Annotated in this window: 36 protein-coding genes, 3 pseudogenes and 1 riboswitch; of the genes and pseudogenes, 31 read left to right on the forward strand and 8 right to left on the reverse strand. The window is 30.2% G+C overall.

Annotated elements, in window-relative coordinates:
* The first annotated feature begins 125 nt into the window (after positions 1–125).
* The 9 genes and pseudogenes from HMPREF3181_RS06400 to HMPREF3181_RS07600 all read left to right on the forward strand — a co-directional run bounded on the left by HMPREF3181_RS06400 (position 126) and on the right by HMPREF3181_RS07600 (position 5067).
* On the forward strand, positions 126–449 hold the full coding sequence (locus tag HMPREF3181_RS06400) for a hypothetical protein (protein ID WP_068474691.1): 324 nt from the start codon (positions 126–128) through the stop codon (positions 447–449).
* Positions 450–520: 71 nt separating this feature from the next.
* The gene (locus tag HMPREF3181_RS06405; RefSeq protein WP_068474694.1) at positions 521–1528 is read left to right on the forward strand and encodes an ORF6N domain-containing protein; all 1008 of its coding nucleotides are present in this window, start codon (positions 521–523) and stop codon (positions 1526–1528) included.
* 29 nt (positions 1529–1557) lie between these two features.
* Complete coding sequence (locus HMPREF3181_RS06410) at positions 1558–1749, forward strand: helix-turn-helix domain-containing protein (protein ID WP_068474696.1); 192 nt, start codon at positions 1558–1560, stop codon at positions 1747–1749.
* Between the two features lie 17 nt (positions 1750–1766).
* Entirely contained in the window at positions 1767–2396 is a 630-nt protein-coding gene (locus HMPREF3181_RS06415) for a GNAT family N-acetyltransferase (protein WP_068474698.1), read from the forward strand.
* A 30-nt stretch (positions 2397–2426) separates the two neighbouring features.
* Positions 2427–2804: a transglutaminase-like domain-containing protein gene (locus HMPREF3181_RS07990; protein WP_231723275.1), complete on the forward strand. Its 378-nt coding sequence runs from the start codon at positions 2427–2429 to the stop codon at positions 2802–2804.
* Between the two features lie 273 nt (positions 2805–3077).
* Positions 3078–3260 carry a type II toxin-antitoxin system RelE/ParE family toxin gene (locus tag HMPREF3181_RS06425; protein WP_068474699.1) on the forward strand — a complete coding sequence of 61 codons (183 nt, stop codon included), beginning with the start codon at positions 3078–3080 and terminating at the stop codon, positions 3258–3260.
* Between the two features lie 120 nt (positions 3261–3380).
* A pseudogene (locus HMPREF3181_RS07875) lies at positions 3381–3512 on the forward strand (single-stranded DNA-binding protein); the annotation flags it as partial.
* A gap of 394 nt (positions 3513–3906) precedes the next feature.
* Positions 3907–4734, forward strand: coding sequence for a class I SAM-dependent methyltransferase (locus tag HMPREF3181_RS06430; protein ID WP_068474702.1), 828 nt, complete (start codon positions 3907–3909; stop codon positions 4732–4734).
* A 171-nt stretch (positions 4735–4905) separates the two neighbouring features.
* Positions 4906–5067, forward strand: coding sequence for a hypothetical protein (locus tag HMPREF3181_RS07600; protein WP_197415938.1), 162 nt, complete (start codon positions 4906–4908; stop codon positions 5065–5067).
* Between the two features lie 91 nt (positions 5068–5158).
* Here the strand turns inward: HMPREF3181_RS07600 and HMPREF3181_RS08130 are convergent.
* Positions 5159–5269: pseudogene (locus HMPREF3181_RS08130) on the reverse strand (hypothetical protein); the annotation flags it as partial.
* A gap of 298 nt (positions 5270–5567) precedes the next feature.
* A pseudogene (locus HMPREF3181_RS06435) lies at positions 5568–5876 on the reverse strand (relaxase/mobilization nuclease domain-containing protein); the annotation flags it as partial.
* 366 nt (positions 5877–6242) lie between these two features.
* Between HMPREF3181_RS06435 and saoT the strand changes: the two are divergent.
* The 17 genes from saoT (at position 6243) to HMPREF3181_RS06520 (ending at position 16503) form a co-directional block, all read left to right on the forward strand.
* Entirely contained in the window at positions 6243–6506 is a 264-nt protein-coding gene (gene saoT / locus HMPREF3181_RS06440; protein ID WP_308577102.1) for a thioredoxin-like (seleno)protein SaoT, read from the forward strand.
* Positions 6499–6714: a hypothetical protein gene (locus tag HMPREF3181_RS06445; protein ID WP_068474711.1), complete on the forward strand. Its 216-nt coding sequence runs from the start codon at positions 6499–6501 to the stop codon at positions 6712–6714. Before saoT ends, HMPREF3181_RS06445 begins: the two co-directional genes overlap by 8 nt.
* A 21-nt stretch (positions 6715–6735) precedes the next feature.
* Entirely contained in the window at positions 6736–7275 is a 540-nt protein-coding gene (locus HMPREF3181_RS06450; RefSeq protein ID WP_068474713.1) for a substrate-binding domain-containing protein, read from the forward strand.
* Entirely contained in the window at positions 7236–8036 is an 801-nt protein-coding gene (saoP, locus tag HMPREF3181_RS06455) for an ABC transporter permease subunit SaoP (RefSeq protein ID WP_369817074.1), read from the forward strand. Before HMPREF3181_RS06450 ends, saoP begins: the two co-directional genes overlap by 40 nt.
* Positions 8033–8821 (forward strand): ABC transporter ATP-binding protein SaoA, encoded by a 789-nt coding sequence (gene saoA / locus HMPREF3181_RS06460; RefSeq protein WP_156436002.1) that lies wholly within the window; start codon positions 8033–8035, stop codon positions 8819–8821. The genes saoP and saoA overlap by 4 nt, the downstream gene beginning before the upstream one ends.
* Positions 8821–9441 carry a MerB-like organometallic lyase SaoL gene (saoL, locus tag HMPREF3181_RS06465; RefSeq protein ID WP_369817075.1) on the forward strand — a complete coding sequence of 207 codons (621 nt, stop codon included), beginning with the start codon at positions 8821–8823 and terminating at the stop codon, positions 9439–9441. The genes saoA and saoL overlap by 1 nt, the downstream gene beginning before the upstream one ends.
* Positions 9438–9770 carry a DsrE-related protein SaoD gene (saoD, locus tag HMPREF3181_RS06470; protein ID WP_002840428.1) on the forward strand — a complete coding sequence of 111 codons (333 nt, stop codon included), beginning with the start codon at positions 9438–9440 and terminating at the stop codon, positions 9768–9770. Before saoL ends, saoD begins: the two co-directional genes overlap by 4 nt.
* Before the next feature lie 121 nt (positions 9771–9891).
* On the forward strand, positions 9892–10977 hold the full coding sequence (gene saoE, locus HMPREF3181_RS06475; protein ID WP_068474721.1) for an efflux transporter SaoE: 1086 nt from the start codon (positions 9892–9894) through the stop codon (positions 10975–10977).
* Position 10978: 1 nt separating this feature from the next.
* Positions 10979–11461: a Cys-Cys-COOH (seleno)protein SaoC gene (gene saoC / locus HMPREF3181_RS06480; RefSeq protein ID WP_068474724.1), complete on the forward strand. Its 483-nt coding sequence runs from the start codon at positions 10979–10981 to the stop codon at positions 11459–11461.
* Between the two features lie 36 nt (positions 11462–11497).
* Positions 11498–11893: a MerR family transcriptional regulator gene (locus tag HMPREF3181_RS06485; RefSeq protein ID WP_068474727.1), complete on the forward strand. Its 396-nt coding sequence runs from the start codon at positions 11498–11500 to the stop codon at positions 11891–11893.
* 72 nt (positions 11894–11965) lie between these two features.
* Positions 11966–13216, forward strand: coding sequence for an ABC transporter substrate-binding subunit SaoX (gene saoX, locus HMPREF3181_RS06490; protein WP_068474730.1), 1251 nt, complete (start codon positions 11966–11968; stop codon positions 13214–13216).
* Positions 13217–13298: 82 nt separating this feature from the next.
* The gene (locus HMPREF3181_RS06495) at positions 13299–13529 is read left to right on the forward strand and encodes a hypothetical protein (protein WP_068474733.1); all 231 of its coding nucleotides are present in this window, start codon (positions 13299–13301) and stop codon (positions 13527–13529) included.
* Positions 13530–14020: 491 nt separating this feature from the next.
* Positions 14021–14380 carry a YtxH domain-containing protein gene (locus tag HMPREF3181_RS06500; protein ID WP_068474736.1) on the forward strand — a complete coding sequence of 120 codons (360 nt, stop codon included), beginning with the start codon at positions 14021–14023 and terminating at the stop codon, positions 14378–14380.
* Positions 14381–14398: 18 nt separating this feature from the next.
* A complete protein-coding gene (locus tag HMPREF3181_RS06505; RefSeq protein ID WP_068474739.1) occupies positions 14399–14869 on the forward strand; it encodes a hypothetical protein in 471 nt (156 codons plus the stop codon).
* A 51-nt stretch (positions 14870–14920) separates the two neighbouring features.
* Entirely contained in the window at positions 14921–15673 is a 753-nt protein-coding gene (locus HMPREF3181_RS06510; protein ID WP_068474742.1) for a formate/nitrite transporter family protein, read from the forward strand.
* A gap of 8 nt (positions 15674–15681) precedes the next feature.
* Positions 15682–16026, forward strand: a complete 345-nt coding sequence (locus tag HMPREF3181_RS06515) for a winged helix-turn-helix domain-containing protein (RefSeq protein ID WP_068474745.1) — start codon at positions 15682–15684, stop codon at positions 16024–16026.
* 141 nt (positions 16027–16167) lie between these two features.
* Positions 16168–16503, forward strand: coding sequence for a carboxymuconolactone decarboxylase family protein (locus tag HMPREF3181_RS06520; protein ID WP_068474748.1), 336 nt, complete (start codon positions 16168–16170; stop codon positions 16501–16503).
* Between the two features lie 183 nt (positions 16504–16686).
* Here the strand turns inward: HMPREF3181_RS06520 and HMPREF3181_RS06525 are convergent, their stop codons facing one another.
* On the reverse strand, positions 16687–17379 hold the full coding sequence (locus HMPREF3181_RS06525; protein ID WP_068474751.1) for a hypothetical protein: 693 nt from the start codon (positions 17377–17379) through the stop codon (positions 16687–16689).
* 386 nt (positions 17380–17765) lie between these two features.
* Here HMPREF3181_RS06525 and HMPREF3181_RS06530 point away from each other — a divergent pair, with 386 nt between their 5' ends.
* The 4 genes from HMPREF3181_RS06530 to HMPREF3181_RS06540 all read left to right on the forward strand — a co-directional run bounded on the left by HMPREF3181_RS06530 (position 17766) and on the right by HMPREF3181_RS06540 (position 20150).
* Positions 17766–18263 carry a QueT transporter family protein gene (locus HMPREF3181_RS06530; RefSeq protein WP_068474754.1) on the forward strand — a complete coding sequence of 166 codons (498 nt, stop codon included), beginning with the start codon at positions 17766–17768 and terminating at the stop codon, positions 18261–18263.
* 156 nt (positions 18264–18419) lie between these two features.
* Positions 18420–18545 (forward strand): hypothetical protein, encoded by a 126-nt coding sequence (locus HMPREF3181_RS08055; RefSeq protein WP_255353742.1) that lies wholly within the window; start codon positions 18420–18422, stop codon positions 18543–18545.
* A 131-nt stretch (positions 18546–18676) separates the two neighbouring features.
* Complete coding sequence (locus tag HMPREF3181_RS06535) at positions 18677–19501, forward strand: undecaprenyl-diphosphate phosphatase (protein WP_068474757.1); 825 nt, start codon at positions 18677–18679, stop codon at positions 19499–19501.
* Positions 19502–19592: 91 nt separating this feature from the next.
* Entirely contained in the window at positions 19593–20150 is a 558-nt protein-coding gene (locus tag HMPREF3181_RS06540) for a hypothetical protein (protein WP_068474760.1), read from the forward strand.
* A gap of 29 nt (positions 20151–20179) precedes the next feature.
* On the opposite strand, the gene HMPREF3181_RS06545 is transcribed toward HMPREF3181_RS06540, so the two are convergent.
* The 5 genes from HMPREF3181_RS06545 to yedF all read right to left on the reverse strand — a co-directional run bounded on the left by HMPREF3181_RS06545 (position 20180) and on the right by yedF (position 24614).
* A complete protein-coding gene (locus HMPREF3181_RS06545; protein WP_068474763.1) occupies positions 20180–20995 on the reverse strand; it encodes a MetQ/NlpA family ABC transporter substrate-binding protein in 816 nt (271 codons plus the stop codon).
* A 10-nt stretch (positions 20996–21005) separates the two neighbouring features.
* Positions 21006–21653 carry a methionine ABC transporter permease gene (locus HMPREF3181_RS06550; RefSeq protein WP_068474766.1) on the reverse strand — a complete coding sequence of 216 codons (648 nt, stop codon included), beginning with the start codon at positions 21651–21653 and terminating at the stop codon, positions 21006–21008.
* A gap of 1 nt (position 21654) precedes the next feature.
* Positions 21655–22650 carry a methionine ABC transporter ATP-binding protein gene (locus HMPREF3181_RS06555; protein ID WP_068474771.1) on the reverse strand — a complete coding sequence of 332 codons (996 nt, stop codon included), beginning with the start codon at positions 22648–22650 and terminating at the stop codon, positions 21655–21657.
* A 92-nt stretch (positions 22651–22742) separates the two neighbouring features.
* A riboswitch (SAM riboswitch) is annotated at positions 22743–22836 on the reverse strand.
* A 151-nt stretch (positions 22837–22987) separates the two neighbouring features.
* Positions 22988–24175 carry a cobalamin-independent methionine synthase II family protein gene (locus HMPREF3181_RS08085; RefSeq protein ID WP_304438321.1) on the reverse strand — a complete coding sequence of 396 codons (1188 nt, stop codon included), beginning with the start codon at positions 24173–24175 and terminating at the stop codon, positions 22988–22990.
* Between the two features lie 97 nt (positions 24176–24272).
* On the reverse strand, positions 24273–24614 hold the full coding sequence (gene yedF / locus HMPREF3181_RS06570) for a sulfurtransferase-like selenium metabolism protein YedF (protein WP_068474780.1): 342 nt from the start codon (positions 24612–24614) through the stop codon (positions 24273–24275).
* 452 nt (positions 24615–25066) lie between these two features.
* Here yedF and HMPREF3181_RS06575 point away from each other — a divergent pair, with 452 nt between their 5' ends.
* The gene (locus HMPREF3181_RS06575; protein ID WP_068474783.1) at positions 25067–25717 is read left to right on the forward strand and encodes an HAD family hydrolase; all 651 of its coding nucleotides are present in this window, start codon (positions 25067–25069) and stop codon (positions 25715–25717) included.
* The last annotated feature ends 37 nt before the right edge of the window (positions 25718–25754 follow it).

Raw genomic sequence — 25754 nt, forward strand, 5'->3', positions numbered from 1 at the left:
ATAGGTATCAGACTATAGCTAAGTGTAAAATAAGGTTTAAAATTGCAGTATGGGAAAAATATCGTATTTATGATAAAATGACAATGATATGGTAATAAACTCAGTTATAAGGAGAGAATATATAAATGCGAATTCAATTTACTGTAACCGATGAAGAACTTGAAATTTTAACTAAAAAAGCAATAGAGGGAGGTTTCCCAAGCGTTACTGAATATTGTAAGTGTAGCAGTTTACAAGAAAATACAAGCTATGCTGACCTATATACTACCTTATTAAACAAAATTAGTTCTTTACCGAAAGGCAAAGAATTTGTTTTGAGAGAGTTAATCGCAACACCGCCGGCATTGATTGGTAGATGGTTTTATGAAAATGTAAATAAGAGACTTGTAAAAAATGTAGAACACATCGGAAAAGCTGAAGGTGGAGTAGAAAAATACAAAAAAATATAAGACTTATTCAAAAAGCTACTCAGTGCGTGGCGAATTGGAAAAGAATTTAGATAATGTTGGAGGTGCATTTCATGGCAGAAGAAAATAAAGAGATAGTTATTGTGGATAATAAAACTATACAAGAAAAAATATATTTTATTCGTGGGCAAAAAGTAATGCTTGATTCAGATTTAGCCGAAATATATGGGTATGAAACTAAAAACTTTAATAGACAGGTGAAAAACAACGCAGAAAAATTTGAAGGTGAAGACTTCATGTTCCAATTAACGGACGAAGAAATGGTAGAACTTTCAAGGTGCAAAAATTTCACCTTGAACAGAGGGACTGGTAGAGGAAGTAATATTAAATACAATCCTTATGCATTTACAGAACAAGGAATCTATATGCTCATGACTGTACTAAGAGGTGAACTTGCTGTTAGGCAAAGTAGAGCTTTAGTTAGAACATTTAAGCAAATGAAAGATTTTATCATAGAAAACCAAGATTTTATCGGTTCAAAAGAATTAGTTCAAATAGCAGTACAGACAAATCAAAATACAAAGGATATAGCTGAAATAAAGTCGCAAATGGCTACAAAAGAAGATTTGAAAAAGGTGATGGATAATTTTATAGATCCAGACACTTACAAGCATTTCCTTTTAATGAATGGAGATAAGATTGAAGCAGATGTTGCTTATACAAAAATATATAAGTCTGCAAAGGAAAGCATTTATGTTATAGATAACTATATAGGTTTGAAAACCTTGGAATTATTAAGGGCTGCAAAAGACAATATTGAGGTTATAGTATTTAGCGACAATGTGAAAAACAAGGATATGCTTACAAAAAATATCCTAAACGATTTTAGAAAAGATTACCCTAATATCAATTTGAAGATAAAAATTGCAGGTAAAAAGTATCATGATAGATATATTGCCATTGACTATGGAACAGAAAATGAAGCCTTTTATCTTTGCGGAGCTTCATCAAAAGATGCAGGAAATAAAATATCAAGTATTACAAAGATAGAGGAATCTTCCAAGGATATGTATCATACAATGTTTGGCGGAATGCTGAACAATAAGAATTTGAAACTTTAATATGTAAATGGTAAAGCGTTATTCAATGAATAGCTATAAGACTTGCGAAAGGCGGTAGAAAGAAAACAGATGTTATAGCTATGGCAGAGCTTACAACTAATGTTATGGCAGGTATGGGGAAGAATAAGCCTATAACACTTAAAAATTTGGAGAGAATATGTAAAGCACTTGACTGTACACCCAACGATGTATTCTCTTTTGATGATGAATATGAGGAATAAGAAGGAGATGATTATTAGTGCAAAAGTTAGATAAATTATCAAAAAAAGAAATTGAAATCATATCAACACATATTGCAAATGCATTTATTGATTATAAGTATAGCATCAATGATAAGGGATTGCTCAAATATATCCCGAATCGAGATGATATGTTCACATATATTAATGCAATTGTTCAGGCATCATACAATAGTGGATTGCTTTATACCACATCAAAAAATAGAGAGGGCTATCTTATATTATCAGGAGAAGGTGTCGGAAGAATTAGTTTTTGCGATGGCATTAAGATGATATTGGCTGAAAAAAAAGCTCTTGGTGGATGGAGAAACATGAAATCCTTCATATACGCATGTTTTTCTGATGGTGGTACTATCGAATATAGAATGCGTAAAGCAAAGCGAAAATTTGTAAAAATAGAAGTATTAGCGGTTAGATCGGAATTTCAGGGGCAGGGATATATGAGAAAAATGATGTCTTTTGTTTATGCACTTGCTAAAGAAAAAAATGTGCCGGTTATACTTGACACAGATGATATGGATAAAAATCTAAAATACCAACATTTTGAAATGAGATTAGACAGAATGCGTAATTGTGGGGATGATTTTCATATGTATGATTTGATATATGAATCGAGTGAAATAAGATAATGAATTAAGAATTTGCGAAGGAGCAGAAAAATGAATCAATACTTAAAAGAATCCCCAATGCTGGATTTTTCAAATCCGAGTATTCAAAAACTAATAGAGGTAAAGCGTTGGAAAGAACAAGATAAATTTGACCGCCTTAGATCTATTTATAACTTTGTAAGAGACGATGTTGAATTTGGATACAATGCTGATGACAATATACCTGCATCCAAAGTTCTTAAAGACGGCTATGGTCAGTGCAACACAAAAGGAACTCTTTTCATGGCATTGCTCCGTGCCTGCGAAATTCCTTGTCGGGTGCATGGATTTACGATAGATAAACAACTGCAAAAAGGTGCAATGAGCGGTTTCATCTACAAAAACGCCCCTCGAAATATATTACACAGTTGGGTTGAAGTGTTTTTTTGAAGATAAACGGTACGAATTAGAGGCGTTTATACTGGATCAAAAATACCTATCTAATTTGCAGAAAAAATTTGCAAACTGCACAGGTGTGTTTTGCGATTACGGGGTGGCGGTAAAAGACTTTCAGCATCCGATAGTTGATTTTGATAGAAACAACACATATATACAAAGCGAGGGAATTAAGCAGGATTTTGGCGTATATGATTCTCCTGATGAATTATTGAAAAACAATCAAACCGAATATTATCAGCAATTAAAACTCTTGATGAAATGCCAATGAGGTGTCGTTTATGTGAGCATAACGATTGGAAATCATTAGGACTTAGATTTTTGACGGTAGATAATTATTTAGTGTTTTATATACCTGATGAAGAAAAGAAACTTGTAAAAATATATCGTATTATCTATGGCAAAAGAGATATTGAAAATCAGTTAAAAGAAAATATAACTTTTGAATAAGGATTTAAAATTCCAGATGATGTTTGGGAAATTTAATAATATGTATTAGAGAAGTAAAGGTAGAAATGCCGATACTTCTCTTTTTTTATTGATAAAAGGAATGAAAACATGGATAAATAAATGATTAATATTAATGCCAATCTGTTAAAAGAACCTACTTTTGGAACTTTTACAAGAAGTGATGAAGAGGTTCAAGTTGTAAATTTTGCTCTTTCGAAAGGATATGGAAAAGGTAGAGAGTATATCAACTGTGTATTGTAAAATAGAGTCTGTTAAACCCGCCTTAGGACTGGAAGATTATTTTTTTGCTCGTTTTGACGCAGTAAATTATGTGATTGAAAGGAATCTGTATTATATGCTATAATTGAGTTGATAATTAATATTGCTTAACATAAAAAGGAGGCAGGCCTTATTTACACCCATATTTCTTTTAGTTTTTACTCCTCTTGCTGGTAGATTGCCAAAAGGACTACATATGATTATTCGTGGAGGTTGGCTTAACATAATATATTTTATTTACTACTTATCTTTATTGATAAACCATACTAATATGAATTTATAAGATTATAAAGTAAAGGGTTAGAATCATTATTTTAGTTGATAAAGGGGAATTTTATAAAATTTATTATTTAAAGGAGAAATGTTTATGAAACAATTAAATTTTATTGATAACAAGAAAACAAAGCCTGATTATAGAAACTGGGTTCCTGTAAGTTTACTTAGAAATTTTATCGTAGGAACCGTAATTACTTTTATTCTTTTTATAATTTTTGCGGGGACAGACCTTGTTCTTAGCGGAACTGCTAGGATTATCTGTGAAATTATTTTAGGAATTGGAGTCTTAATATTTCTATTTTTCTCAATTATGCTTTCCTTTATGTATCGAGCCTTTGACTATAGGGGCAAGAGGAAACTCGCCAAAACTATTACAGAAGGCGTCGCAGAATATGTTGAGATACCGAACGGTGGAGTTGGACTTGATGTAGGATGTGGTAGCGGTGCACTTACCATAGCATGTGCAAAAAGAAATCCAAAAGCGACCATGGTGGGTTGCGATATTTGGAGTGGATCATATAAAGGGGAGTTTTCTAAAAAGATTTGTGAAGACAACGCAAAGGTGGAAGGCGTTTCAAACGCGAGATTTGAAGTTGGAAATGCGCTCAAGCTTCCTTTTGAAGATGAAAGTTTTGATGTTGTTACAAGCAACTACGTTTATCACAATATTACAGGGAAAAACAAACAAAAACTTTTACTAGAAACTTTTCGCGTACTTAAAAAAGGTGGCGTTTTTGTTATTCATGATTTGATGAGTAAGTCAAGATATGGAGATATGGATAAATTTATCGAAGAACTTAAAAAAGAAGGATACAAAGATATAAAACTAATAGACACAACAAACGGAATGTTTGTCGGACATAGAGAAGCTAAGTTTTTAAGCCTTGCAGGTTCAATGTTGTTCATTGGTAGAAAATAGGTAGGATATTGCAATTAAACCGAAACAAGCAAAGATCTTGTTAACTTCTTTATATTGAGGATAGGAGACTATATAAAAAATATTTTTATATAATGAAAAATTGAATGAACTTTATTAGCTACGGAAATTAGAAAAATATCAAAATCAGATTTAAAAGAATTAGCAAAATTAATGGTAAGTGTCTATAATGCTCCACCTTGGAATAATAAATGGACAGTAGAAACAACCCCGGAATCCTTAACTGATATTTCAGATTTCCCTAAATTTTTCGGCAATGTAATTGTCGATGGAAATAAAATAATTGGTGCAATAATTGGTCATATAGTAGGCTAAGTATCTAACGACTTGCATTATTTCTAATGTAGGTTTTTAGATACTCGCCTCCAAACCGTATGTACACCTCTCGATGGATACGGCTTTCCATTTATTCTTCATTTGAGTTATTAATTTTTTCAAAACATTCATTACAAATTACTAGAGTTTTTCTATTAATGCTTTTCATAAAAACATGCCAAGCATATTTATCAGTTAAGTCTTTAAGCTTTTTTTACTTGATACACTTTTAGATTGTTATTTTCTTTCCCGCACCATTCACATTTATTATTTTTCAATCTTAAACCTAGCGTTGGTTTCTTAAGATAGAATTTTTGCTTATGAATCACATCAGCATTTTCACATTGGGGAAATCCTTTTCTAACCAAGCTGTCTTTCCGAAGTAAACGAGTTTTATTATTACCATTTTTATCTGTATAACTTATACCAAAGTCTTTATCAGTGCGGTATCTAGTTATAATATCCGTTACCTTTCTACTATTTTGCTAAAATGGATTTACTTCGTACCTTATGGACGCACAAATTATATGATTATGAATATGTCCTCTATCGATATGAGTTGCAAGTACAAACTCATAATCTTCTTTTAAAATTTTCTTACATAATTCCATTCCTATTTCGTGAGCTTTTATAGGATTAACCTCTCCTGGAGCAAAAGACTTAATTAAATGCCTAGCTAAAACTGTTGCTTTTGAGTTAGATTCTTTTATTGTTTGTAACATTTCTTCACTTGCAAAATCTTTACTACACATAAAAGTAGATGATAAAAATTTATCGTTTGTTTTATCTGGATTTAAAATATAATATATTGCCTTTTTTTAAGTTTTTTATTAATAGATTTATTTTTTTTCAATAAGAGCTGACTTTGAAATCCAATGACTTAAATATGTTTTATATCATCATAATCAGTTTATATTTCAATTATGCATTCAATAGCAAACTCGGTAGATTTTTCGGTATAATATTTTACTTCCTTATTTATATTATATTCTGTAATATCTTCAAAAGAGAGTTCCTTTCTAGTTAATTTATTTGCTGTTTTAATTATACAGGATATTCTATTTTTCACATATATTGTTGACCTACAAATTAAAGTCATTTTTATATTGATTTTTCTTATTTTTAATGGTATAATTGTTAAATAGAAAATTATTGTTATTAGAAGGAGTGAGTAATTGAATAAGGTACTTGTTGAATTTATTAATACTTGACCAAGTTGCGACTCCATAGGGAGAAATGTCAAGGATGTGGCAAAAGAATTTGGGGATAAAGTTGAAGTAAAACTTTATAGTCAAGGCAAGGACATAGAGGCTTTAAAAAAATATGGAATGGTATTTCAAGGAACCATGATTATTAACGAAAAAAAGAAAGTAACTAGATTGAGTGTAAAGAACATAAGAAAAGAGATTGCTCAGGCGGTTGATGATTTAAATGAATAAAAAAAATAGTGGATTTTTAATTAATTTTTTATTAATCATTTCAATAGTCGGAATTGTAGCTCTAATATTTATTTTTCCTAAGAGAGAAGAGACGGGAACTTTAAGGATTGGCGCTGGAGATGATATGGCAGGATCAATTTTAAAAAAAGTTATAAGTCAAAACAGATTTGATTTTGAAATTGAGCCGTACTACTTAAAGGACTGCTGAGCACCAACAGCTCAATGGTCATTGAAATCAAATGTTTATGATGTGGCGATAATATGTACTGACGCCGCAGATAAATTCATAGAAGCTAGCGATGATTTTGTTTTGCTTGGAACCGTAACTGAAAATACAGATGTGTTAATTAAAAAAGATAACAACTTAAAAAAAATAGGACTGACGAGCAATAAAAATTATCTTTCAGAGTTTATTAAAGAAAAATATGCTGATGCAGAAATTGAATATATGAGTCCGCATAGTTTTGGTTACGCCTATGAAAGTGGTCAAATAGATGGATATGTAATTGATATTGCACTGATTAATTCCTATTTGGAAGGTAAAATTGAAAATGTATCGGACAGTGATTATGGTTCAAATGTAATAATAGCAAATAGAAAAATTCTTAAGGATAAAAAATTTGAAAAGTTTTTAAAAGCTTATAATAAAATGGTTTTAGAATATAATAAAAATCCAAATCCAGATTATTTTGAGTTTAAGTTTGGAAAAGATGAAAGGAGGGATGAAATATGGAAGGTAAAATTAAAGGAAATAGATTTAAAAAAATGATGAAGTCAGATGATTTTAAACAAAAATTATATACATTTGGCTTTGTAATTCTTTTACTTATAGTTTGGCAAATTGCCTCAACCAAAGTAGGCATACCACTGTTATTGCCAACACCAAAATCTACCTTTACAGAATTTTACTCTAACATTACAAATTCACAAGTTATGACAAATATAGGAATAACAATGTCAAGGGTAGTTAAAGGATGGCTTATAGCAGTTCTTGTAGGAGTTCCAATAGGAATGGCCATGGGCCTATCAAAAATATTTGAAGGAATCTTGGGTGGTGTTGTAAACTCCCTAAGGCAAATACCCATGATGGCGTGGGTTCCACTTTCAATTATTTGGTTAGGAATTGGAGAGGGCCCAACACTATTTATGATTGCACTTAATGGGGTGTTTCAAGTTATTATGAATACATCTTCAGGAGTTGCATCAATAGATAAGGATTATTATAATGCGGCAAAGAGTATGGGTGCTTCAAAGGGAAGTACATTTATAAATGTAGTTGTTCCAGCGTCCACGCCTCATATTCTAGTAGGAGCAAGACTTGCCATAGGCGCTGGCTGGATGTCCGTTATCTGAGCTGAGTTCATCGCGACAAGTGCAGGTATCGGTTATGAAATGATGCAAGCACAGTCAATGATGCAGACCAATAGGTTATTGGCGCTTATGATGTTATCAGCATTAATTGGATTTATTTTGGATAGGTTTTTACTTTTATTAAATAAAAAACTTACCGCATGGAGGTACATAAGTTGAAACTAGAAGTAAAAAACATATGTAAGGGATTTGAAGAAGATCAAGGAACAAGAATAGTTTTAGACAATATAAGTTTTAATGTTAAAGAGGGAGAAATAGTAACATTACTTGGCCCTTCAGGATGTGGTAAGACAACAATGTTAACCACAATTGCGGGTTTTAAAAAGCAAGACAGCGGGGTTATCCTCTTAAATGGAGAACCAGTTACAAAAGCTGGTCCAGACAAGGCATTTATGTTTCAAAATTATGCACTATATCCTTGGAAGACCGTTGAAAAAAATATTCTCTTCCCAATGAAACAGGCGAAGATGAGTGTAGAAGAACAGAGAAAAAGACTGGATTACCTACTGGAAATCTCTAGACTTAAAGAGTATAAAAATCTCTACCCTCATCAAATGTCTGGAGGTATGAAGCAGAGAACTGCTTTAGTAAGAGCTTTGGCAGTTAGACCGGAAATACTTTTAATGGACGAGCCTCTAGGAGCTCTGGACATTGAAATGAGACAAAGCCTACAAAATGAGTTGCTTGATATATTTAGAAAAGAAAATCTTACTGTTATAATAGTAACTCATGATGTAAGTGAAGCGATTTATTTATCTGATAGAGTAATTTTAATGTCTACAAACCATGGAGAGATTATTCTTAATGAAAAAATAGAATTAGATAGCCCGAGAAATCCAGAGGATGAAAAATTCAAAGAATATGTAGGGCTTTTATCTAATAAATTTATTGAAGCAGGTAGTAGAAAAAAGAAAGAAACGGAGGTGAATTTTGAAAATAAATAATGAAAACATCTATTGATATAAAAGACGTTGAATGTAATGAAGATATTTTAACACCTGAAGAACGCAAAGACAGAATTGGTGTTTTAAATCTTATGGTGGATGAAGGAGGAACACTTCCGATTTCAAAATGTTCAAAGTTTAAAACGCTGGACAGTTTGATAAAAAAGAGGAAGCTAATATTAGACGAGGAAGACAAAGAGATACAATTTGCATATCCAGTTTCAGGGCTCCCAACATCACATCACATTACATTGGAAGATGGAAGAGAGTACTACTCAATGTGTGCCATAGACTCTCTTGGATCCTATTTTACATTCTGGCAGGACTTGGAAATTGATTCCGTATGTTCTACCAGTGGAGAACCGATTAAAGTAGTGGTAAAAAATGGGGAGATTGTTTATAAAAGCAGTCCAGATATTCATTGTATCCATGTGGATTTAAACAAGTTTGATGATTGGTCAGCATCTTGCTGAAACGTAATGAACTTTTTTCTGGATGAAAAAAAGATGAAGGGTTACTTTGTAGACAATGAATTAGACAATGAAATAACCTATGGATTAAGTCTAGATGAGGCTTTTAAAGTAGGCAAAAAAATATTTTATAGTGAGGTATTGAAATGAGAGTAGCTTATGTTGTTAGTTCAAGCAATTCCAGAAAGATTTTAAGGGATATGATTATTCCTCAAATGGAAGCTGGAGAACATGTTGCAGAAGTCGTAGGAATGTTCTTTGTTTTTGACAATACATTTATGTTGTTAGACAACACCGACTTGGGAGAAAGAATTCAAAAGTTAATTGATGAGAAGGACATGGTAGTATTAGCATGTGATCAATGTGTCTATGAAAGAGAAATTGAAGACAAGCTAATCAAAGGAGCACATATAGGTTGTTTCCCTATGTTATATGGACTTTTGAAGGATGCAAATTTAGATCAAGTTATAACTATATAAGAGCTTGACAGAATTAAAACCGGTGGTACGGTTTTTAATTCTAAACAACATTGAAGTCAACTTCAGAGTTTTGAGAGATAGATGTTTGATTATATTTTAGATTTAGAATTTGGAGAAATATATGTTTGATTATATTAAAGAGATAATTTTAAGATCTGTGGAGTTACTTAACGGAGCCTCAACATGGCTTGTAATTAGTTTATTCATAGCAGGTCTAATGAGAAATATAATTTCACCAGTAAGACTGCAAAAGTCACTGGGAAATAAAAAGATATCCTCAATATTTAAAATAACTGGATATTCATTGCTACTTCCAGTATGTAGCTGTGGTTCTGTTCCCATAGGAATAAGTCTTTACTATTCGGGAGCATACGCTGGACCAACTTTAGCATTTTTAGCTTCGTCACCGGTGTTAAACCCTGCGGCATTAATACTTAGCTTTGGACTACTGGGAAAGCAACTAGCTCTAATCAATATTTTTGCAGGAATTACATTACCTATAATAATTGGAATTATAGGCAATTTAGTTGCAGGTAAAGAGCTTAGAAATGAAATGGTTGCAGAAGAGATAAGCCATATAGATTTAGAAGAAGAAAAGAAAAAAAGCATTAAGACAAAAATATCAGAAGGAATGGAATGGGTAAGAAACGACTTTGCCATAACACTTAGTAAGTATGTTGTATATGGAATGTTGTTTGGAGGTTTTGTATTAACAATTTTCCCAGAGTCATTTATACAAAAATATCTAGGTGACCCGGGACTGTTATCGCTTTGGAATGTTGCAGTGCTTGCGTCCTTAATGTATGTGTGTGCAGTTGGTCATATACCTTTAATTGCAGCACTAATTGCATCTGGAGCATCTCCCGGGGCGGCAATAACATTCCTAATGGCAGGAGCAGCAACAAATATTCCCGAAATAATAAGTATTGGTAAAATGATTGGAAAGAGAACGGCAACGATTTATACTGTGGTTATTTCTACATACGCTATGTTTATCGGATTTATGACTAATAAGTTATTAATGCCAGGTTTTCAAAGGCAGATGAAATATGATGAAGTTACAAATGCTATAAACTACGCGAACAAGATGATGTTATCATTCCCAGAATGGTTTAAGTATGTTTGTTCGGCCATTGTTTTTTATTTTTTCTTAAAATCTGCATTCTTTAAATTAAGAAATTACTATTATAGGAAAAAGGAAAATTAAAATGGAGTCAAAAAAAAACAAAAGCATAATTTTAATAAAGGTTTCAATTATAATTCTTGCTTTGCTTTTAGGTTATTTTGGATACAGGAACAATATAAAATATAAAAAGGTCGACTTTGGAGTTGAAAAAGATCATTACTTGTTGCAGGCGTTTTATGATAAATTTCCAGGAAAAGAAGTTGTAAAATGTAAGCTTGGAGATGTATCAGGCAACGGCAAAGATGACCTAATTATTATTTTCAGAAAGACTAAAGAGCTAAATCATTTAGTAGTAGCTATAAATTCAGGAAAAGAAATCTATTTTTCAGAAGAAAGTAAAGCACCTTATGAAAATCAAAAAATTGAAATTAAAGACATAGATAATAGTCCGCCAAATGAATTTGTTGTAAGTGGTTCAAAAAGGGGACAATATGGTTATGGTGTCTTTAGAATTGAAGGCAAACATCTTCACAATTTATTTTCAGAAGGCATGGGCATATGCTGATAGTTTTTTTTTACTTGGGTCAAGTAAGGAGATATTATGAAAGTTAAAGAGGTATGCGAATTAACGGAACTTAGTGACTCTGCAATAAGATATTATGAAAAACAGGGGTTACTAATGGATGTTAAAAGATTGGATAATGGTTATAGAGATTATGATGAGTCCCATGTGGAAAATTTAAATTTTATAAAAAAAGCAAGAAATTTAGGTTTTAGTCTGGATGAAATAAAAGATATTATTATGCTTAAGAGAAGTGGGAATTCAACTTGTAGCTATGTAACTAGCCATATGCGAAGAAAGATTGAGGATATTGATAAAGAGATAAATAGATTAAAGCAAGAAAAGAAACTTTTAATAGAGCATCTTTTAGAAGGAGATACAGTAAGTTGTTGTAAAGGACATTTTTGTCATTATATTGAAGGATTAGATGAATAAATCTTGACACTTAAGTTTAGTTCAAGGTTTATAATAAAAATATAGATATATCAAATAAAAGGAGGATTTAAAATGAAAAGAAAGATTTTATCTATTTTACTTATTTCATCTATGCTATTTCCATTTACAGCATGTAAAGGTGGTTCAGGTGGAAATGTTGAAAAAGTAGCTTATGATGCAAAGGCTGTAGCGGCAAAGTATAACTTGCCAGAAATCCCTGAGGCCGACAAGAATTTAAAGGTTCAAATGGGATACAATGACTGTGACCACATGGTAGGAGCTATCATCGGGGAAAAAGCGGGAATTTATAAAGCTTTAGGATTAAATGTTACAGTTACAAAGACAAATAATACAAACATAGCACAGGCCATGACAACAGGCAAAATGCATGTTGGATACATGGGTATTGAAGGTGCACTAAATGCAAGATCTGAAGGGGCTCCAATAATTATGGCTGCTGCTAATCACCTTGGAGGATCTAGTTACTTAGTTGTTGCAAATGATATTAAAGATCCTAAGGATTTAGTTGGTAAAAAGTTAGCTATAACTGCAAATCCCGAAAACAATCCTCAATGGATTAAATGGGCAACAAAGCTTGGCTTACCAATTGAAAAGGATAATTATGAAATCATCAAGATGTCACAAAAAGATTGCCCAATGGCACTTAAATCCGGGAAAATTTCAGCTTTCTCATGTTGTGACCCGTTTGCATCACAATGTGAATATCAAGGACTTGGAAAAGTTGTTGCTGTTGGTTGGGGCGGACTAATTGATGAAACTAAGAAAGAACATGATCATAAACATGGTTGGGGAATGTGCTGTATATATGCAATGAATGAAAACTTCAAAAAGGAACATCCAGAAGTTGCACAAAGACTTCTAGTAGCACATGCAATGTCACTTAAATACTTATACGACCATCCATATAACGCTGCAATGATGTTTGCCGATGGATTTGGTACAGCTCCTGAAGTTGGTCTTATGACAATCTATATGAAGACTATTGCAGAAGGTAGAACACTTACTTGGGAATTTAATCAAGAAAATATTGATAACTTTGTAAAACAATACGATGAATACAAGATTGATAAAAAGTTTAGACCAAGAACTGATAAACTAAATGAATTTGTAAATCTTAACTTTGTTAAAGAATCAGGAATAGAATCCTTCAGTGATTTTACAAAAGAAGATAAAATCGATGAAAAATTCCCTATAGGTATTAGTTTTAAAGATTGGTTAAAGAAAGCTAAGGAAATTGATGGAATTGACAATAAAGTTGGAAACGACATTAAAATTCCAGAAATTTATAAGAAACAAAAATAATAAAAAGTCGGAGGAAACTCCGATTTTTTATTTTATATATATATTTGATATCATATTAACATAAGCAATAAGGGGGATTAATATGAGAGAAGGCATATGTGGAATATGTCCAGGTCAATGTCATGTGGCTTTGGATATTGAGAACGGTAGAATAAAAAAGATAAAAAAATCTGAAAAGAATTTTCCAAGTGCATTATGTCTAAGGGGATTTTATTCTGATGAAATTTTGAACTCTCCAGACAGGTTAAAGACTCCTTTAATAAGAACTGGAGCAAAAGGAGAGTTTTCTTGTTTTCAAACAACTACTTTGTAAAATTAAAAAGATATAGCCTGTAATAAGCTGATGTCTTGACTTTACCGCCGAATTTCACCATAATTTGAGTAATGTGGTAAAAGATGTCTTTTGCTTACTATTTTTTAGGAGTAAGATATGGTAGATAAAGAAATTCTTTTAACAAAAGAAGGTTCCTAAATTGCAAGAGAAGAGATGGACAAGGAAAGTTAACGCTCTTAAGATGTTTAATTGTTCTTGAGAAACATCAAGCAAGAACTGTTTTTTGCTTACAAATTTTTTGTTTAATACTACACTTTTAGGCTAAAGTGTGCTATAATAATATTGTCTAGGAGTTCCCTGCTTAATTATACCTACATTTTTAATAAGGGATTACGGAGTTCTTACTTTGATGGCAGCCTTGTTTTTGGAAACCGTGAGATTTAAGACAGTTTGCCCACCTTCAATTACGAAGGTCTATAAAATGGCAGGGAAAACTTAGATTTTTAAAAAATGATTAGGGGGTTTTTATTATGAGCTTAGCGAAGTATATTGAACAAAGACGTATTGAGAAAGAAAGAGAAGTTAGAAGAAAGATAAGAAAAGAAAGATTATCTACTGTTGCGAAGGTTGTAGCAGGAGCTACTGTTGGTGCTGGAGTTGGTATTTTGTTCGCTCCTAAATCCGGTAAAGAAACTAGAGAAGATATTGTTAAGGCAACTAAAGACAGCGTTGAATATGTTAATGAAAATGTAAATAATGCAGTTAAAATTGTTGCAGATAAAGCTAAAGAAGTTAAAGAAGTAGCTGTAGAAAAGTACGATAATTTTTCTAATAGAAATATGACTGAAATTACTCCTGAAGTTGAAGTTGAAGTTGAAGTTAAAAAATAGAAGAATAGTGAGGATAAAATGGTAACAATAGATTTAGATTTAACTTTAAGGGTTATTCTTTATTTAGTAGCGATAATTTGCTTAGCATCTTGTGTTTGCTTTTTTGTTAAGTTGATAAAAGTTTTTAGCAAAGTAAATTCCATGCTTGAAAAGAGTGAAGAAAGTTTAGTTTCAAGTGCTGAAAAATTACCCGGCTTAATTGAAAATGCTGATAAGGCTATTGCTAATGCAAATGAAATTCTTAAAAAGAGTGATGAAATTTTAGCTGACACTAAGGAAGATATAACAGATAGCGTTGAAAATGTTAGCTTAACACTTGAAAATGTTAAAGATATGACTGAGGATATTACAACTTCTACCAGATTTGTTGCTGAACAAGTTGTAGATACTACTATGGATATAAGAGAAAATGTTGATATGGTAGTTGATAAGGTAGATATGATTATGAACATTATCGAAACTATTAAATCTTATTTTAGGAAAAGATAATTTTGATAGAGATTAGCTTTTGCTAATCTCTTTTTGTATTAGGAGGATACTATGGGCGTTATAGGAAAATCAGAATTGCTGGAATCGTTATACAAAATTGGAGAAGGAAAGGCAAATTACAAATTGCATAGAATGTTTGTTTTAGCTTTCTTAGCTGGAATGTTTATTGCTTTGAGTGGTTTTTCTTATGTTGTTGTAAATACAGGAATGGCAAGTTTAAATGCGACTTATGGGAAATTTATTTCAGGAATTTGTTTCTCTTTTGGACTTTTTGCAGTAGTTGTTGCGGGAGCAGACTTGTTTACAGGAAATATTTTGATGCTCGCACCGGCACTTGCAAAGAGAATTACATTTCCAAAAATGTTTAGAAATTGGGTATTTGTGTATATATTTAATTTCGTTGGAGCTATATTTACAGCTTTACTTGTTTATTTAGCAATGGGAATGTCTCCTGAAATGTTTGGATTTTTACATAAAATAACTGTTGCAAAGGTAAGTGGAAGTTTTTTAAGTCTGTTATTTAAAGGAATTGGTTGTAATATCTTTGTTTGCTTAGGCGTTTGGATGGCTTATGCTTGTAAAGACGGGGTTTCAAAATTCTTTGCCTGTGCAATATCAGTTATATTGTTCTTAGTTTGTGGTTTTGAGCATAGCATTGCTAATATGTTCTATCTTTCAATGTCTTTTATAGTTTCTGATATAAGTGCAGGAGCGTTTTTATACAGTTTAATTACTGTTACAATAGGAAATATAATTGGTGGCTGTATAGTAGCAACTTGTTACTATTTTGCTTATAGAGATTAGAGGTAAATATGCTTAAAATTCCAAAAAATGTTAATATAAAAATCACTCTATATAATAACGATTATTCATTTGGTAACGGGATATGTAAATTGCTTTTGTTAATAGATGAATATAAGTCTATAAATAGAGCTTGTAAAGAGATGAGAATGGCCTATTCAAAAGCCTTTAAGATGATAAATCGTGCTGAGGCGGACTTGAATTGTACGCTTTTAGTAGGAAGAATTGGAGGTAAAGGAGGAGGAGGTTCAACCCTTACTCCGGAGGCTAGAGAGCTTATAGAAATTTATCAAAAACTAAACATTAGGACAAAAGAATTTGTAGAAAAAGAAATTGAAGAATTAAAAAATAAATAAATAATTGATACTAAACAGAGAATTTTTTATTCTCTGTTTTTTTGTGAATTTTAGTAATTATAAAAAATTAAATTACAGTTTGATAATTAAGATTGACAAAAATGGGTATATAGTATAAAAAAATATAAGGAGGTCTTTAATATGGATCATGTAAAAGGTTTAGAAAATGTTGTGGAAAATTCAAAAAAATTAGGTTCTGCTATACCTAATGAAATGAAGGCTTTTGGTGGACTTTGTGGAGAAGTTTTGAAAGATGGAGCTTTAACTGTAAAGGAAAAAGAATTTGTGGCACTTGGAATTGCTGTTGCAGTTCGTTGTGAAGGTTGTATAGAAGCACATATTAACAATCTTGTTAATTTAAAAGCTACAAGAGAGGAAGTTGCTGAAACAATTTCAGTTGCAGTTCTTATGGGTGGTGGTCCTTCAACAATTTATGGAGGAAAGGCTTTAGAGGCTTTTGACCAATTATCAAAATAATAACTAATACAAATATTAATAATAAATATTTTTTTAAGTGGAGATTTTTTCTCCACTTTTTTGTTGAAAAAATAATATTTTTATGTTAAAATTACACGGTAATTTTTACAAGAATTAAATTTAAATAATTTGCATTATATGAAAAAGGTTCAGTAACTAAATTTAATTACTGAACCTTTAAAATTATTTTTTGATAAGATTTTTAAGACCGAATTCATAACCTGTTTTAGTGTCTAAAATGACATTGTCATTTACAATTTCAAGTCTTTGTTCTTCTAAATTTTCTGCTCTTATATACCTTTTATCTCCAATTTTTACAATACTTGGATTATCATAAAATCCACCCATGATTTTTGGACCTTCTCCTTTATATTCAAATTCCTCATTCATAGGTAATTTAAAACTTATAAAAGAATAATCTTCAGTTTTCTTAACTATTTCAACAGTTCCGCCCTTAGGTCCTTCATATACATTACCGTAATATTTTTCCATTTCTTTATCTGGAACTCTATCATAATGAGTAAATTCATATCCTGTATAGTTATCTACAATTACATTTTCCGAAACAATTTCAAATCTGTCATCAGGTAAACCGTCAGCAGTTAAATATTTTTTTCCGTTTTTTCTTATAACTTTAGGATAGTCAAAATTTCCACCCGAAATACGTTCTTCAATATTACTTTTAAAAGTTGCATTTTCAGGTAATGTGAAACACAAAACTGAATACAATTTACTCTTTTTAATTACGCTAATTCCTGAACTTACAGCTCCATATCTTTTTCCATAAAGTTGTTCCACTTCATTGCTCTTTGTAGCACAAGACGACAACATAAGGGTTGAAATTATTATCATAAGAACAAATTTCAATTTTTTCATAAAATCACTCCTTTTTTTACTTTTTTAATAAAATATATTTAAAAATGAACTTTAAATTTAATAACTATATTTTAATCTATACTTAAAAACTAAATAATGAGATTTTAATATAATTTATTTTTTAAAATAAAATAACATATTTATTACACACTACAAATATATCACTTTATTTAGGTCAAGTCAAGTGTTTTATGAAAAAAATACTTTTTTTCAACCATATTATGTTTTGGTTGAAAAAATAATATTTTTATGTTAAAATTATACGGTAATTTTTACAAGAATTAAATTTAAAAAAGTGTTTTGCTTGGCACCCACTTTAAAAATCAAGTGCTTGGGGCACTGTGCCCTTTTTTTGTTGAACAAAGCACTCCAAAAAGGAGGAAAATATGAACGTAAAAAAAATTACAAGACAAGGATTAATAGCAGGAATTTATGTAGTGCTTACAATTCTTTCAGAATCGTTTGGATTAGGATATGGAAGTTTACAATTTAGGCTTTCTGAAACTTTAGCAATTTTACCATTTTTTAATCCGGAATACACAATAGGTGTAACATTAGGTTGTTTTCTGGCTAATATTGCAAGTACAGTTGGAATAGTCGATATGGTTGTAGGGACATTTGCAACTTTAGTTGTAGCATTGATTATGACTAAAATTAAAAATTTCTACATAGCTTGTTTAGTACCGGTAGTTGTAGGAATGTTACCAATAGCATTGGAAATTTACTTTATGATGCCAAATCCTGTAGGATTTTGGGTTTTATTAGGAGAATTAATGCTTTCAGAATTTTTAGTAATATATGTAGTAGGAGTTCCAATTTTCTACATATTATGTAAAAATAAAGCCTTTACAAAAGCGTTAGAATTTAAAAAAGAAATTAGATAAACAAAAAAATCGGTGTGAATATGATGTGTACCCAGAAAACTGGACACATTAATATTTAGTTTGCATTCATGGATGCTTTGCATCGGGTGGGTGCCCGGGAACCTTGTTGCTTTACAATAAGAACCCCACCCTTCCACGATGCTTTTAATATGAAAAGTGCAAGAGTTTATAGCTTTAGGAGAAAAACAAAATGAACTTTGGGATAAGATTTTTGACGCTTTTGGTGGAAAAGTTCCAAGAGAAAAAGAAAAAATTTCAAACAGAGTTAGAATTATAAAATAGTTCAATTACAATCTTTTACTTTATAATTAATTGAAAATCCTCTTTTAAAACCCTTTTCAAATTTATCAAAATGTGATAAACTTTGTCTAGGGTTTTTTTCATAAAAAACGAAAATATAAGGAGATGATAAAATGTGGTTATTAGATATAATTAAAGTTATTATTCTAGGAATCGTAGAAGGTATTACTGAATGGTTACCTGTAAGTAGTACGGGACATATGATTTTAGTCGATGAATTTTTGAAATTGAATCAATCTGCAGAATTTAAAGAAATGTTTTTAGTTGTTATACAACTTGGAGCAATCCTTGCAGTTGTTATTATGTATTTTAATAAATTAAATCCATTTTCTAAAAAGAAAACCAAAGAACAACAAAAAAATACAATCAATATGTGGCTAAAGGTAGTTGTGGGGGTAATTCCTGCAGGAGTTTTAGGAGTTTTGTTTGATAAGGTATTAGAAAAATATTTTTACAATTTTCCAACTGTTGCATTCACTTTAGTTTTATATGGTATTTTATTTATAATTGTTGAAAACAATCCAAATTTCAAAAAACAAAATGTTAGAAGGTTTGAAGATTTAAGTTATTCATTAGCTTTTTATGTTGGTTGTTTTCAAGTTTTAAGTTTAATTCCGGGAACATCAAGGTCAGGAGCAACAATACTTGGAGCTTTAATACTTGGACTTTCAAGAAGTTTAGCAGCAGAATTTTCATTCTTTATGTCAATTCCTGTAATGTTTGGAGCAAGTCTTTTAAAACTTAGAAAATTTGGCTTTGCTTTTAGCTTTTTTCAATTCTTCATTCTATTGCTTGGAATGTTCGTTGCCTTTGTAGTTTCAATTATGGCAATCAAAATGTTAATGAAATACATTAAAAAGCACGATTTCAAAGTATTTGGATATTATAGAATTGTACTTGGTGTAATTTTAATTTTGTATTATTTTTTAATTAAATAAGTCATTAAGAGGAGCTTAGGCTCCTTTTTAGTTGACTTTATTTGTTTTATTTGATAGACTTAATTTAATTAAATACTAAAGGAGGACGATTATGAAAAAAAGATTTTTAGTATTAGCTATGGTATTTTGTTTTGGAGGACTTTTAATTTCTTGTAAAGCAAAAGAAATGAAGAAGGAAGAAGAACCTAAAGTAACCGTTACGCAAAAAGAAGTAAAAGAAAATAAAGAAAAAGAAAATGATAAACAAGATGAGAACAAAGATGAGAACAAAGATGAAAAAGGATTGAATTTTTCAGTTACAGATTTAAAAAATAATGAAGTAAAAACTGTAGTTAAGAAAAATGATAAAATTTCTTTTAATATCTATGCTGTTGGAATGGATTTTAAAATAAAATTAGACAAAAAAGAATATTCCGTTGCAGATGCAATTTCAAACGGACTTTTAGATGAAAATAAACTTTTTGATAAGATTGAAAAAGATAAAGAAAGCAACAAATGTAAAAGTAAAATGTATAAAGACGGAGGAACTTTAGAGTATCTATATAATGACTACACTATAATTAAATTTAATTCTCTTGACGGAAAAGAAGATATGTATATCACCAGAGAAAAAAGTTTAAGTGATTTAAAACAAAAAGTGAATAAATGAAAAGAGCTGAAATTTCAGCTCTTTTTTGTCTAAAATGCAGGAACAATTCCTCCGTTATATGTTTTATTTATATAATCTTTTACTTTTTCGCTTTGTAATGCTTTTAAAACTTTTTTGTAAGTTTCGTTGTTTTCTTCTCCTGTTCTAACTGTGATAATATTTGCATAAGGAGAGTCTTTTCCTTCGATTAACTTTGCATCTTTTGTTGGAGAAAGTCCTGCCTCGATTGCATAGTTTCCATTTATAACGGCTCCGTCAATATCCTTTATAATTCTTGGTAATTGAGCTGCCTCAACTTCTGTAAATTTAATTTTTTTAGGATTTTCTTTTATATCATTAACACTTGATAGAATATTTGTATTGTCTTTTAATTTTATGATTCCATTTTTATCAAGTAAAATTAATGCTCTTGCTCCGTTTGACGGGTCATTTGGAATTGCAATTTCAGCGCCGTCTTTTATTTCACTTGCATTGTTTAGATATAATCCCATTGGTTCAACGTGAACATTTCCAAGTACTGAAAGTTTTGTGTTCTTTTTGTTGTTAAATTCGTCTAAATATGGTTTATGTTGGAAGAAGTTTAAATCCAATTCTTTTGCGTCTAAAGCTAAATTTGGTTGAATATAATCTGTGAAAGTTACAATGTCTAATTTGATGCCTTCTTTTTCTAAATCTTCTTTAACTAACTCAACTAATTTTTGGTGTGGTTCAGGAGAAACTCCGATTTTTACAACCTTAACACCTTCTTTGTTTTCTGTATTTTTGTTATCTGAATTTTTTGCTCCACAAGCAGTTGTTAAAACTACAACCAAGCCAAGAGCTAATGCTAATAATTTCTTTTTCATAATTTTCCTCCTACGCATTTATTTTTTTATTAATTTTTTTAGAGATGAAATCTCCTAAAACTTGAACGATTTGTACTAATAATATAATTATAACAACCGGGATAGTCATCGTTAAGTATTGAAATCTATGGTAACCATAAGTAATTGCCAAGTCGCCAAGACCTTTTGCTCCAATTGCGCCTGCCATTGCTGAATAACCGATTAAATTTATAACAGTTAAAGTTATTCCGTTTATAAGTGCAGGTAAACATTCTGAAAGCATAATTTTTATGATTTGAAAATTGCTTGAGCCCATTGAAATACTTGCCTCAACAATTCCGTTGTCAACTTCTTTTAGTGAATTTTCAAAAATTCTTGCTACAAAAGGAATTGCAGAAACAGTTAGGGGAATGATTGCTGCAGTAGAGCCTATCATCTTTCCTGTTAATATTTTAGAAACCGGCAAAATGTAAATAATTAGGATAAGAAAAGGAACTGACCTAAAAATATTTACAATAAAATTTAAAATAGAGTAAATCATTTTATTACTATTTATTCCGTTTTTATCTGTTGTAACTAAAATAACTCCTAAAATTCCACCGATTATAGTTGAAAGTAAAGATGAAAAAAATACCATATAAATTGTTTCAAAAGTAGCTTTTATCAATAAACTTTGCATCTTAAATTACCTCCTCAACTAAAATTTTTCTTTCTTCAAGGAAAGTTTTTATCTCGTCAATCCTGTCTTTTTCAAAAACTTCGATAATTAAATGTCCGACCTTTCCCTCTTTTATCTTATCAATATTTCCACTAATTATATTAACGTCAATATTTTTTTGCCTTATAAGTTCTGAAATAACAGGCTTTGTAGAAGTTTCTTTCGTAAAACCGAGTCTTAAAAGAAAACCCGAATAATCTTCGCTGAGAAATTTTTCATAATCTGTAAACTCAGGAAGATTTTCTATGAAATTTTTTGTTGTTTGAGTCTTTGGAGAAGTGAAAAGTTTTAAAACCGTATCTTGCTCTATAATCTCTCCATTTTCTATAACACCCGCTCTATCACAAATTGCCTTTACAACCTCCATTTGATGAGTTATCAAAATTATTGTAAGATTAAATTCATCTCTAATTCTCAAAAGCAATTCTAAAATAGATTTTGTACTTTGTGGATCAAGAGCAGAAGTTGCCTCATCACAAAGTAAAATTTTAGGTTGAATAGCCAAAGCTCTTGCGATTGCAACTCTTTGCTTTTGACCACCGGAAAGATTTGCAGGATATTCAAATATTTTTTCACTTAAATTTACATATTCCAAAAGAGTTTTTACTCTTTTTTCAATATCTTCCTTTTTCCAGCCGTTAATTTTTAACGGATATGCGATATTTTCAAAAACATTTTTTTGATAAAATAGATTAAAAGATTGAAAAATCATCGACATATTTTTTCTTGCATCTTTAAGCTCCTTATCGTTCATCTTTACAATATCTTTACCGTCTATAAAAATATTACCGCTTGTAGGCTCTTCAAGACGATTGATACACCTGATTAAAGATGATTTTCCGGCACCACTAAGACCGATTATACCGAAAATTTCTCCCTTTTTAACTTCTAAACTAATATCATTAACAGCTTTAAATCCATTTTCGTAAACTTTTACTAAATTTTCAATTTTTATCATATAAACCTCCTTAAAAGTATTTTCGGAAATTTTATTTTTACAAAATATTTATAAAATAAAAAAAATCTCTGATAAGAGATTTTGCAAAAAAATTCTTATCTTCCGAATAATCGCTGGAATTAGCACCTTGTAAAAACAGGTTGCCGGGTTTCATAGGGCCAGTCCCTCCACCACTCTGGATAAGTGTTATTTAATATTGTTGATAAATTATAGCACATCAAAAATTTAAAGTCAACAATTTTTTAATAATTTTGTTAAAAAATATTTTAACTCATATTGTTTTATTTTATAAAACAAACGCACCATTTTAAAAAATAAGGTGCGTTTTAGTTTATATTTATTTACAATATTTTTCTCTTAAAATATGGGAAGCTTTAACCATATTAGATAATTTTTCTTCAATAATGTTATAAGGATTTAACGGTCTTTTAGCAAATGTTGCAAATCCACAATCTGGATTTAACCAGATTTTTTCAGGTGGTAAAAATTCTAAAGCTTTTTCTACTTTTCCTACAATTTCATCAACAGTTTCCACTCTTGGTATTCTCGGATTAACGCATCCTAGTCCTAACATAATTTTCTCATTTAAATCATTATTTTTAAATAATTGACTTATTTCTCCAGCACGTGGAGTTGAAAATTCAAGTGCTAACATATCTACATCCAATGAGTCAAAAAATTTACTTAATTTATCATAGGCCCCTTCAAGTAATACACTTTCATCACAAGTCCAATTTCCACGACAAACGTGCATAACTGATAATACATCATCATATTTTCTAATTTCAGCAAAAATTTCTGAAAGTAATTGCCCTGCAAATTTTAATTCTCGATCAACCTTGACCTTAGCAGATAACGCCCCTCAGTAAAAAGAATTAGAAGAATTTGTATTTGTAAAAACTACTTCAGATAAAATCGGTTCATCAATTTGTATAACTTTAACTCCTAGAGAAACTAATCTTTTAATTTCATTAATCAAAAGTTTTACAACATCATTACCTAACTCATTACGATTTTCATAAACTTTTCCAGTTACTTCTTTAAGCCACATAGACCTTGTAAGAAGATAGGGACTTGGCAAAGTCATTTTAAAATCAGAATCTGTAATTTTTTTTATCATCCTTACTTCATCAATATCAAGTTCAACATCTGTTTTTATTCGATCAACACAAATTGGACTATTCATCGAATTATCAGAAGCATCCATTTCTTCTAAACTTTTATTAAAATCACCTTTATTTTCTGTTAAACTTAAAATTTGATCTGTTGCCATAAGTTTAATTCCATCAACATGTTCTGCAACATAACTCATGTAATTATCACGAGAAATTTCTCCACTTATTACAACATCTATACCTACTTTATCAAGCATATTTACAACAAATTTAGTTTCGTCAAATACCATTTTATCATATTCTTCTTTTAAAGATGAATCTTTTTGTAGCTTTTGCTTTAAGCTAAGTAATTCATTTGACCTTGGCATACTTCCGATTAAAGTTGTTGAAAAAGGTTTAAAACTTTTCATATTTCCTCCATAAATTTCCGATATATTTTTAAATAAAAAAGTTATAATAATAGGCAAGAATAAATTCTTGCCTATTATTAATATTTTACAAAATAAACTATGGTTCAACTACTAAATTGCTATTTGATAGTATTTCAACAACAGCACCCATTGTAGTTGAACTTCCAACTTCAAGTTTATCTAATAATTCATAGTAATCTAAGCAAATTCCACAAGATAAAACTTCAACTCCCTTATCAGACATTGCTTTTAAATCATCTAAGCATTCTGAACCTTTTGTAGCTAATTTTACGCCTTCTCCATAAAAAATAATATGAGATGGTAAATTTTCTCTTTGAGCAACAGTATGAACAAAAGCGTTCATTAAATTATCTGTTAAGACTTTTTCCCCTTCTCCCATACCAGTTCCTTTAATTACAATATCGTATGTTTGTGCCATTTTAAAATACCTCCTATATACAATTTTTAGCCAGCACGACTTAAACTATAAATAGCATTTATAGTTAAAATAAAAAATAATTATATTTTTATTTCATACATATTATATAATAGTAAATTTTGATTGTCAATAGCTATAATAAAATATATATATAATTTTATTTATAATTTTTATTTATAATAGTTATAAGATTTTCTTATTAATAATATAATTATTTATATTTTATACTAACATATTTTTTATTATTATAAATTATTTTATTTTTGAAATTTTTAACCCTTACTGGCTAACTTAATTTTACAATATGGGTTTAATATAAGAAAATAGTAATATATAGTCAATATAATAATTGCTTATTTGAGATGTTAATTGAAATATGATAAAATATAAGCAACTTCATTTTTTATGGCAAATAAATTTTACCATAATATTATATTTATTAGGAGGAAAGTATGAAGTGTATAATGTTTGATATGGACGGGACTTTGATAGATTCAATTGGGGGTTGGTTTGGAAGTTGTTCTTATTTTCTTAAAGAGATGAATTTGGAAGAAACTGACGAACTAAAAGAAATGTTTAAAGGGAAAAAACTTTATGCAAGAGGAATTGCTATTGGAAAATATTTTAATCTTGATTTAACTGCTGATGAAATTTATGCTAGAAATTTAAAATATGTAAAAGACGGATATGATAAACTTTTTGATGCAAAAGAAAATGTGATTGAGGCTCTTGATTATCTGAAAGAAAAAGGATATAAAATTTCTTTAAATACTGCTACAAATATCGGACTTTGTAGAAATTGTTTAGAGAGAACAGGACTTATGAAATATTTTGATTACATACAAACTTGTGATGATTGTGGATATTTAAAAGATGATGAAAGATATTATGACTGGGCGATAAAAAAACATAATGAAAATGTTGAAGAAATTATATTTTTTGATGATACTAAAGCGCCTCTAAAAACTGCAAATAAAAAAGGAATAAAAACAGTTTTAGTATATGATCCACTTACAAATGGGGAGTATTTTGAAACGACAACAGACTTTGACTACAAAATGGATACAATTTCTGTTGAAAATTTGAAAAAAATAGGACTTTAATTAAAATTATAATTTAAAAAAAGAGCTATGTTATGAA

The organism is Parvimonas sp. KA00067 (assembly GCF_001553085.1).
Classification (GTDB): Bacteria; Bacillota; Clostridia; order Tissierellales; family Peptoniphilaceae; genus Parvimonas; species Parvimonas parva.